This window comes from Ruegeria sp. AP12 (assembly GCF_056540025.1).
The window spans coordinates 1-522 of record NZ_JBQFVZ010000342.1; the positions used below are offsets into that span (position 1 = coordinate 1).

The following is a 522-nucleotide window of genomic DNA, read 5'->3' on the forward strand; positions in this document are numbered from 1 at the left end:
GATTACAAGGCTGTGCCGCACGGAATTGGACTCCTGCGGGACAAGCCCAACAAAGCGGGTAAAGAACTCGAACAGCGAGTTTGTCGATTGTAGGGCCTGAGCGAACGGAGGCCATCCCCGCAGGTCAAAAGTCTCTCCTACATTCAGGCCAAGGTATCGGTCGCCTGACACATCAGAGAAGGCGTTTAGCAGCCCGTAGACCAGCTCTGAGTGGACATAGACAGAAGGGTCAGACAACAGTTCGGACTTCAAGCCGACCTGATTCAAGGCGGGTTGCGGATCGATCTCGCGGTCAGTGAGATACTCCAGAAACGGAGCCGCCAATGCGAGGCGAATGAACCCTTCGCTATGCTCTTGAGAGGTGGAGTTGAACGGCAATCTCGTAACCCTTTCAGGATCAAATGCTGTGATCAGTGGCCATTTTTGCAGTCACATTCGAACATCCTAATGCGAAACTGGCTACCGAGGCAAAATTTTCCGGGCTACAGTTGGCAAAACACGAATATGAAGGGAGTACTTATG

At 52.3% G+C, this 522-nt stretch carries 1 protein-coding gene; it reads right to left on the minus strand.

The genetic code is table 11. The features are described 5' to 3' along the window. Window positions 1–378, minus strand: a 378-nt coding sequence (locus tag ACR0E6_RS23110; protein ID WP_480587831.1) for an AraC family transcriptional regulator ligand-binding domain-containing protein, incomplete at its 3' end; no start/stop codon positions are given. Between the last annotated feature and the right edge of the window lie 144 nt (window positions 379–522).